This is a genomic window from Actinomycetes bacterium (assembly GCA_036510875.1).
GTDB lineage: Bacteria > Actinomycetota > Actinomycetes > Prado026 > Prado026 > DATCDE01.
Window position 1 is genome coordinate 19,762 of record DATCDE010000267.1, and the last position, 8,365, is coordinate 28,126.

Sequence of the window (8,365 nt, forward strand, 5' to 3'; positions counted from 1 at the left end):
TTGTGGCCGCACCCGACGACGACCCCGCCGCCCAGCGGTGGGTCGAGGAGCCTCCGAAGCGGTCCGCCCGCAGCGCCTACCAGCGCGACCGGGCCCGGGTCCTGCACAGCGCGGCGCTGCGACGGCTGGCCGCCAAGACCCAGGTCGTGGTCGCCGGCGAGGCCGACTTCCCGCGCACCCGGCTCACCCACAGCCTCGAAGTGGCCCAGATCGGCCGCGAGCTGGGTCAGGCCCTCGGCTGCGACCCGGACGTCGTCGAGGTGGCCGGGCTCGCCCATGACCTTGGGCACCCGCCCTTCGGCCACAACGGCGAGGCGGCGCTGGACGAGGTCGCGCAGCCGTACGGCGGCTTCGAAGGCAACGCGCAGACCCTGCGGGTGCTGACCCGGCTCGAGGCCAAGGCGTTCGCCCCGGACGACGGCCCGCTGACCGGCCGCAGCGTCGGCCTCAACCTCACCAGGGCCAGCCTGGACGCCGCCACCAAGTACCCCTGGACCCGGCGTGACGACAGCCGCAAGTTCGGCGTCTACCCGGAGGACCTCGACGCCTTCCAGTGGCTGCGCGAGGGGGCGCCGGGGGAGCGGCGCTGCCTGGAGGCCCAGGTCATGGACTGGGCCGACGACATCGCCTACTCGGTGCATGACGTCGAGGACGCCGTCCACGGCGGCCACGTCACGCTGGCCCAGCTGCTCGACCCGTCCGAGCGGACGGCGGTCGCGGAGCTGGCCGCGCGCACCTACGCCTCGGACGCCGGGCCCGAGGAGCTCGAGTACGCGCTGCTGCGGCTTCAGGCGCAGCCGTGGTGGCCGCGCGCCTACGACGGGTCCATGCATGCCTTGGCCGCGCTGAAGAACCTGACCAGCGAGCTGATCGGCCGGTTCTGCACCGCCGCCGAGGAGGCCACCCGCGAGGCCCACGCCACCCCCCAGCTGTCCCGCTACGGCGCCGACCTCGTCGTCCCCCGCAGCACCCGGCTGGAGTGTGCGGCACTCAAGGCGGTCGCCGCGGTCTACGTCATGCAACGGGCCGGCGCCGGCCCGGTGTACGCCCGGCAGCAGGAGCTGGTGCAGGGGCTGTACGTCGCCCTGCTTCAGCGCGCCCCCGACGCGCTGGCCGCCGAGCTGCGGCCGGCTTTCGAGGCGGCGGCTGACGACACCGCCCGGGTGCGCGTCGTCGTCGACCAGGTGGCCTCACTGACCGACATCTCAGCGGTGGCCGTCCACCGGCGGCTGACCGGCAGCAGCGTCACCGTGGTGGGAGGAGAGTGGGATGGCTGAGCGCATGTTCGTCGTCATCGGGGGCGGCCTGGCCGGGGCCAAGGCCGTCGAGTCCCTGCGCACCGAGGGGTTCGACGGGCAGGTGGTCCTGGTCGCGGCCGAGGACGAGTACCCCTACGACCGGCCGCCGCTGTCCAAGGAGATCCTCAAGGGGACGAAGGAGGCCGACGCCGCCCGCGTGCACCCCCCGCACTGGTACACCGACGAGCAGGTCGACCTGCGGATGGGCACCAGGGCGACGGCCCTCGACCCGGCCGGCCGCCGGGTGCAGCTGGACGGCGGGGAGTGGCTCGGCTACGAGGCGATCCTGCTGGCCACCGGGTCGCAGCCGCGCAGGCTCACCCTGGACGGCGCCGCCGACCTGCCCCTGCACTACCTGCGCACCCTGGCCGATGCGACCCGGCTGCGCGCCGACCTGGCGGGCGGCCGGCGCCGGGTTCTCGTCGTCGGAGCGGGCTGGATCGGCCTGGAGGTGGCCGCCGCGGCCAAGGAGTACGGCAACGACGTCACTGTCCTCGAGCCGCAGCCGACCCCCCTGTTCGGCGTCCTGGGGCCCGAGCTGGGCGAGGTCTTCGCCGGCGTGCACCGCCGGCACCAGGTGGACCTGCGGACCGGCACCGGCGTCGCCCGGCTCGCGCGGAGCGGGGACGCGATCCTGGTCACCGACGCGGCCGACGTCGGCTATGAGGCCGACGTCGTCGTGGTGGGCGTCGGGGCCCGGCCGGACACCGCTCTGGCCGAGGCGGCCGGGCTGACCGTCTACGACGGCATCGTCGTGGACGCGGCGCTGCGGGCGTCAGCGGCCGGGGTGTTCGCCGCCGGGGACGTCGCTCGCGCGTACAACCCCCTGCTCCAGCGCCATGTCCGGGTCGAGCACTGGGCCAACGCGTTGCACAGCGGCCCGGCCGCGGCCCGCTCGATGCTCGGCCAGGAGGTCTCCTTCGAGCGGGTGCCGTACTTCTACACCGACCAGTTCAACCTCGGCATGGAGTACTCCGGGTACGTGGCACCGGGGCAGCAGGCCCGGGTAGTGCACCGGGGCGACCCGCAGTCGATGGAGTTCATCAGCTTCTGGCTGGACGCAGCCGACCGTGTGCTGGCCGGCATGAACGTCAACGTCTGGGACGTCGTCGCCGACATCCAGGCCCTGGTCCGGGCCGGCCGGCCGGTCGACGTCCAGCGGCTCAGCGACCCGGGTGTCCCCCTGCCGGAGGCGCTGCAGTGACAGGTGCGCCGGCCGTGACGGTGGTGGCCACCGACGCGGCGACGGTGCGGCCGCTGCGGGCCGCGGTGCTGCGTCCTGGCCTCCCGCCTGAGGAGGCGGTCCACGCCGAGGACGACCTCGCCTCGACGCTGCACCTCGCCGCGCTGGACGACGACGGCGCGGTGGTCGGCTGCGCGACCTTCCTCACCGAGCCGTACCCGGGGGACCCGGACCGGCGGGCCTGGCGGCTGCGCGGGATGGCCACCGCGGAGACGATCAGGGGTCAGGGGGTGGGCGTCGCCGTGCTGAGCACCGGGCTCGGGACGGCCGCGGAGGCCGGCGTCGAGGTGGTGTGGTGCCATGCACGGACCTCGGCGCTCGGGTTCTACCAGCGGATGGGGTTCGTGGCCGAGGGCGAGGAGTTCCGCACGGCGCACGGCATCCCGCACCGGCGGATGTGGCGGCGGGTCCACCGCGGCGAGATCTGAGCGGAGCCGGCCGGTCCGGGCCCAACTAGACTCCGGACGTGGCTGGCCGGATCCGGGACGAGGACATCGCCCTCGTCCGCGAGCGTGCGCGCATCGACGAAGTCGTCGGCGAGCACGTGCAGCTGCGCAACGCCGGGGGCGGGTCGCTCAAGGGGCTGTGCCCGTTCCACGACGAGAAGTCCCCGTCCTTCCACGTCACGCCCGCGCGCGGGCTGTACTACTGCTTCGGCTGCGGGGCCGGCGGTGACGTCATCGGCTTCGTCCAGAAGGTCGAGCACCTGACCTTCGCCGAGGCGGTCGAACGGCTGGCCGCCAAGTACAACGTCCAGCTTCGCTACACCGAGGGCGGCTCGACACCCAACCGCCAGCAGGGGCAGCGCACCCGCCTGGTCGCCGCACACGAGGCCGCCAAGGGCTTCTTCATCGACCAGCTGGCCACGAACCCGGAGGCCGAGACCGCGCGGCAGTTCCTCGCCGAGCGGGGCTTCGACGCCGCGGTCGCCGCGCACTTCGGCGTGGGCTACGCACCCAAGGGCTGGGACGCGCTGCTGCGGCACCTGCGCTCGAAGGGGTTCTCGGACGCCGAGCTGCTGACCGGCGGCCTGCTCAGCCAGGGCCAGCGCGGCATGTACGACCGGTTCCGGGGCCGGCTGATGTGGCCGATCCACGACGTCACGGGCGACGTCGTGGGCTTCGGGGCGCGCCGGCTGTTCGACGACGACAGCGGGCCCAAGTACCTGAACACCCCGGAGACCCCGCTGTACAAGAAGAGTCAGGTGCTCTTCGGGATCGACCTGGCCAAGAAGGAGATCGCCAAGCGGCAGCAGGCCGTGGTGGTCGAGGGCTACACCGACGTGATGGCCTGCCACGTGGCCGGAGTGGAGACCGCCGTCGCCACCTGCGGCACCTCCTTCGGCGACGAGCACGTGAAGATCCTGCGCCGGTTCCTGATGGACCAGGACGAGTTCCGCGGTGAAGTCGTGTTCACCTTCGACGGGGACGCCGCTGGGCAGAAGGCTGCCGTCCGGGCCTTCGCCGAGGACCAGAAGTTCATGACCCAGCTGTTCGTGGCGGTCGAGCCGTCCGGCCTCGACCCATGCGACCTGTGGCAGGTCAAGGGACCCGAGGCGGTGCGCGAGCTGGTGGCACGGCGGGTGCCGCTGTCGGAGTTCGTCATCCGCACCGAGCTGCGCAAGCACGACCTGGCGGTGCCCGAGGGCCGGGTCGCGGCGCTGCGGTCCGCCGCCCCGATCGTGGCCCAGATCAAGGACCACTCGCTGCGGCCCGAGCTGGCCCGCTCGCTGGCCGGCTGGCTGGGCATGGAGGTCGAGCCGGTCCTGGCGGCCGTGGCCGCAGCCGGCCGCGGTGCGGCCCGACCTGCCGAGCAGCCGCAGCCGGCCCGCGACACCACCCGCCCGCACCCCGACGACCGCGACCTGCTGGTGGACCGGGAGGCGCTCAAGCTCGGCCTGCAGCACCCCGCGCTGATCGGCCCGTCCCTCGACGCGCTCGAGCCGGCCGCCTTCGCCCATCCGGCGTACGTGGCGGTGAAGCGGGCCCTGGACGACGCCGGGGGCATGGTCGCCGCCGGGGGCGGGGGCGAGGCCTGGGTCGCGGCCGTGCGTGAGGCCGCCGCGAACGACGCCGTCCGATCGGTGGTGACCGAGCTCGCCGTCGAGCCGACGAGGGTGGACGGCGACCCGGACGACCGGTACGCCGCCGAGCAGGTGGCCCGGCTGCAGGAGCGGCAGCTCACCCGCCGGGTGGTCGAGCTGAAGTCGCGGCTGCAGCGGATCAACCCGGAGGAGAGCGAGGAGTACAACAAGGTCTTCGGCGAGCTGATCGCCTTGGAGCAGCAGCGCCGGCTGCTGCGCGACCGGGCGATCGGCGCGTTCTGACCTAGGGGCTTTCCGGATCCAGCGCGCGCGAGCGCAGAAGGGAGGCCGGTCATGACCGACCGCTACACGCCCACCAAGGAGGACCGGTTCACCTTCGGTCTGTGGACCATCGGCTGGATGGGCCGCGACCCGTTCGGTGACGCCGTCCGTCGGCCGCTTGACCCGGTCGAGTCGGTGCACCGCCTCGCCGAGCTCGGCGCCCACGGCGTCACCTTCCACGACGACGACCTGATCCCGTTCGGCGTCGAGGCGACCGAGCGGGAGCGGCACATCAAGCGGTTCCGGGCCGCGCTCGACGAGACCGGCCTGGTCGTGCCGATGGCCACGACGAACCTGTTCACCCACCCGGTCTTTAAGGATGGCGCGTTCACCAGCAACGACCGCGACATCCGGCGCTACGCCCTGCGCAAGACCATGCGCAACATCGACCTGGCCGCCGAGCTGGGCGCGCACACCTACGTCGCCTGGGGCGGCCGTGAGGGCGCCGAGTCGGACGCCGCCAAGGATGTCTCGGCGGCACTGGACCGCTACAAGGAGGCCTTCGACACGCTGTGCGCCTACGTCCTCGACCGCGGCTACGACATCCGGTTCGCGCTGGAGCCGAAGCCGAACGAGCCGCGCGGTGACATGTTCCTGCCCACGATCGGGCACGCGCTGGCGTTCATCGAGCGGCTCGAGCACCCGGAGATGGTCGGACTCAACCCGGAGGTCGGGCACGAGCAGATGGCCGGGATGAACTTCGTGCACGGGGTCGCGCAGGCACTGTGGGCCGGCAAGCTGTTCCACATCGACCTCAACGGCCAGCACGGGGCCAAGTTCGACCAGGACCTGCGGTTCGGCGCCGGCGACACGAAGAGCGCGTTCTTCCTGGTGGACCTGCTCGAGCACGCCGGCTACCAGGGCCCGCGGCACTTCGACTACAAGCCGCCACGGACCGAGGACATGAGCGGGGTCTGGGAGTCCGCCTCGGGCAACATGCGCACCTACCTGATCCTGCGGGAGAAGGCGAAGGCGTTCCGGGCCGACCCGGAGGTCCAGGAGGCGCTCGCGGCGTCTCGGGTCGCGGGCCTCGCGGTGCCCACCCTGGCGCCCGGCGAGTCCTTCGCCGACCTGGCCCACGACACCTTCGACGTCGAGGCCGCAGCCGTCCGGGGCTACCACTACGAGCGGTTGGACCAGCTCGCCATGGAGCACCTCTTCGGCGTGAGCTGAGGTGGTCGCGGCCCCCGTAGGGTGGGGTCATGGCACTCTTTCGACGCCGTTTCGAGGCACCCGAGCCGGTGCGTGAGCTGCTTCCCTCGGACGAGCGGCCGCTCGCCTGGGGGAGCACGCTGGGCGGGGCCTTCGTCGTCGCGAGCAACCTGGCGCTGTACCTGCCAGACGCGGGGGGAACGACGCGGGTCCCGTACGAGACCGTGCAGACCGCGAGCTGGGACGACCCCATGCTCAACGTGCTGCTGGTCGGTGAGGACGCCCGGCACCGGCTGGTGCGTCTGGAGGAGGCCGGGGAGCTTCCGGCCGTCGTCAGGGAGCGGGTGACCTCGACGGTCCTGGTCACCGAGCGGGTTGCGCTGTCGGGCACGGCCGGCGCACTCGTCGTCGCCCGCCGTCCCCCGGAGTCGGACGACGTGCTCTGGCAGGTCGTCTTCGACGCGGGGCTGGACGCCGGTGACCCGCGGCTGCGCGCCGATGCGGCCGACGCGGTGGCCCGGGTCCGCGCGTCGACCGGCCTGTAGGCCCGATGGGGACGGCTGGTTCAGAGCTGCCCCATGGGGGCTGATAACCTACGTGGCCGCGGTCCCGCGTAGCTCAATTGGCAGAGCAGCCGGCTGTTAACCGGCAGGTTCTTGGTTCGAGTCCAAGCGCGGGAGCCAGTCACACCCCGGTTCCCACGCAGGCTGCCGGGCCGGGCGTCCTGGAGCAGGTCGTGTCGACGCCACTGACCGTAGCCCTCGGGCAACCCGGCTGAAACAGTGCGGCGCGACGCTGGGACGCATGAACGAGACTTTGAGCGCCAGCGTGCTTCGTTGGGCCAACCGTTCGAGGGTGGTCGCGCTGCGTGACGGCGGGGAGGTCGTGCTCCGGGGGGCCCGGCCGCAGGACGCCGGGCCGGTGGCGTCGATGCACCTGCGGTGCTCGCTGGAGACCACGTACGGTCGGTACTTCACGCTTCTTCCCCGGGTCTCCCGCCGCTGGCAGCAGGCGCTGCTGTCCACCGACATGGCGCTCGTCGCGGTGCTCGGCCGCGACGTCGTCGCGCTCGGGAACCTCGGCACCGGGCCAGGGGGCGATGTCGAGCTGGCGCTTCTGGTCGAGGACGCCCAGCAGGGCCGCGGCCTCGGCACGGCACTGGCGGCTCAGCTCGCCGCGACGGCCAGGTTGCTCGGCCACCGCAGCGTGCGGCTGGAGATCCTGCCCGGGGCCCCGGCGGCGCAGCGGCTGGTCGGCCGGTTGGGTCCGGTCGCCGTCCGGAGGTCGCACAGCGTCGTCGAGCTCGAGGTGCGGCTGGGGCTGGAGTCGCTGCGAGGGCTGGGCGACCCCATCGAGCCGCTCGCGTTACGGGCCGGCTGAGGTCACTGAGCGTCCTGCGCCCGGGAGCCGTGCGCGGGCGCGGCAGGGCGGAGTAGGTTCAGCGCATGATCGTGTGCGTCCCGACCACGTCGACCGGTTTCATCGATCCCCGCTGGGGCAAGGCGGGCCGCGTCGTCGTCGCTACGGTTGAGGACGGCGGGATCACCGACTGGCAGGAGTCCGCCGTCGGCTGGGACCAGTCGCACGACGAGGGCAGCGAGGGGTCGCATCACGCGCGGATCGCGCGGTTCCTCATCGACCACCAGGTCGAGGCTGTGGTCGCGCACCACATGGGGGAGGGCATGCAGCGGATGCTCTCGACCATGGGGCTGCAGGTGTTCCTCGGTGCCGACGGCGACGCCCGCGCGGCCGTGCTCGCGGCCTCGTCCTAGCCCAGGCGCCATGGGTCGTCGGCTGTTCTCCACGCTGTTCTGGGTCTTCCTCGCCGTCAGCTCGGTCCTGCTTTTCGTGGCGGCGGCCCTGCTGTGGGCTGTGACCGCGCCGTTCGACCGGCGCCGGGTGGTGCAGCATCGGTTCACCTGCTGGTGGGCGTCGCTGTACACCTGGCTGAACCCGTGGTGGCCGGTGACGATCACCGGCCGGGAGAAGATCGAACTGCGGCAGACCTACGTCATGGTGGCCAACCACCTGTCGCTGCTGGACATCCTGGTGCTCTTCCGTTTGCGTCGGCACTTCGCCTGGGTGTCGAAGGTGGAGAACTTCCGGGTCCCGTTCATCGGCTGGAACATGCGGTTCGCCAGGTACGTACCGCTCAAGCGTGGCGACCGGGCCAGCGTCCAGGCCATGCTCAAGGCCTGTGGGACGAAGCTCGAGCAGGGGACTTCGATCATGATGTTCCCGGAGGGGACCCGCTCCCGGACGGGAGAGCTTCAGGCGTTCAAGCCCGGCGCGTTCGACCTGGCGCTG

At 72.5% G+C, this 8,365-nt stretch carries 9 protein-coding genes and 1 tRNA gene; all 10 read left to right on the forward strand.

Going from position 1 to position 8,365, the window contains the following annotated elements:
* The first annotated feature begins 2 nt into the window (after positions 1-2).
* The gene (locus VIM19_15540; protein ID HEY5186273.1) at positions 3-1,277 is read left to right on the forward strand and encodes a deoxyguanosinetriphosphate triphosphohydrolase; all 1,275 of its coding nucleotides are present in this window, start codon (positions 3-5) and stop codon (positions 1,275-1,277) included.
* Positions 1,270-2,502: an FAD-dependent oxidoreductase gene (locus VIM19_15545; GenBank protein HEY5186274.1), complete on the forward strand. Its 1,233-nt coding sequence runs from the start codon at positions 1,270-1,272 to the stop codon at positions 2,500-2,502. The genes VIM19_15540 and VIM19_15545 overlap by 8 nt, the downstream gene beginning before the upstream one ends.
* Complete coding sequence (locus VIM19_15550) at positions 2,499-2,969, forward strand: GNAT family N-acetyltransferase (protein HEY5186275.1); 471 nt, start codon at positions 2,499-2,501, stop codon at positions 2,967-2,969. Before VIM19_15545 ends, VIM19_15550 begins: the two co-directional genes overlap by 4 nt.
* A gap of 38 nt (positions 2,970-3,007) precedes the next feature.
* Positions 3,008-4,867: a DNA primase gene (gene dnaG, locus VIM19_15555; protein ID HEY5186276.1), complete on the forward strand. Its 1,860-nt coding sequence runs from the start codon at positions 3,008-3,010 to the stop codon at positions 4,865-4,867.
* A gap of 51 nt (positions 4,868-4,918) precedes the next feature.
* On the forward strand, positions 4,919-6,079 hold the full coding sequence (gene xylA, locus VIM19_15560) for a xylose isomerase (protein HEY5186277.1): 1,161 nt from the start codon (positions 4,919-4,921) through the stop codon (positions 6,077-6,079).
* A gap of 29 nt (positions 6,080-6,108) precedes the next feature.
* A complete protein-coding gene (locus tag VIM19_15565; protein HEY5186278.1) occupies positions 6,109-6,603 on the forward strand; it encodes a hypothetical protein in 495 nt (164 codons plus the stop codon).
* 62 nt (positions 6,604-6,665) lie between these two features.
* A tRNA-Asn gene (locus tag VIM19_15570) sits at positions 6,666-6,741 on the forward strand.
* 121 nt (positions 6,742-6,862) lie between these two features.
* Positions 6,863-7,438: a GNAT family N-acetyltransferase gene (locus VIM19_15575; GenBank protein HEY5186279.1), complete on the forward strand. Its 576-nt coding sequence runs from the start codon at positions 6,863-6,865 to the stop codon at positions 7,436-7,438.
* A 65-nt stretch (positions 7,439-7,503) separates the two neighbouring features.
* A complete protein-coding gene (locus VIM19_15580) occupies positions 7,504-7,830 on the forward strand; it encodes a NifB/NifX family molybdenum-iron cluster-binding protein (protein ID HEY5186280.1) in 327 nt (108 codons plus the stop codon).
* Positions 7,831-7,840: 10 nt separating this feature from the next.
* On the forward strand, positions 7,841-8,365 hold a 525-nt coding region (locus VIM19_15585), incomplete at its 3' end, for a lysophospholipid acyltransferase family protein (protein HEY5186281.1).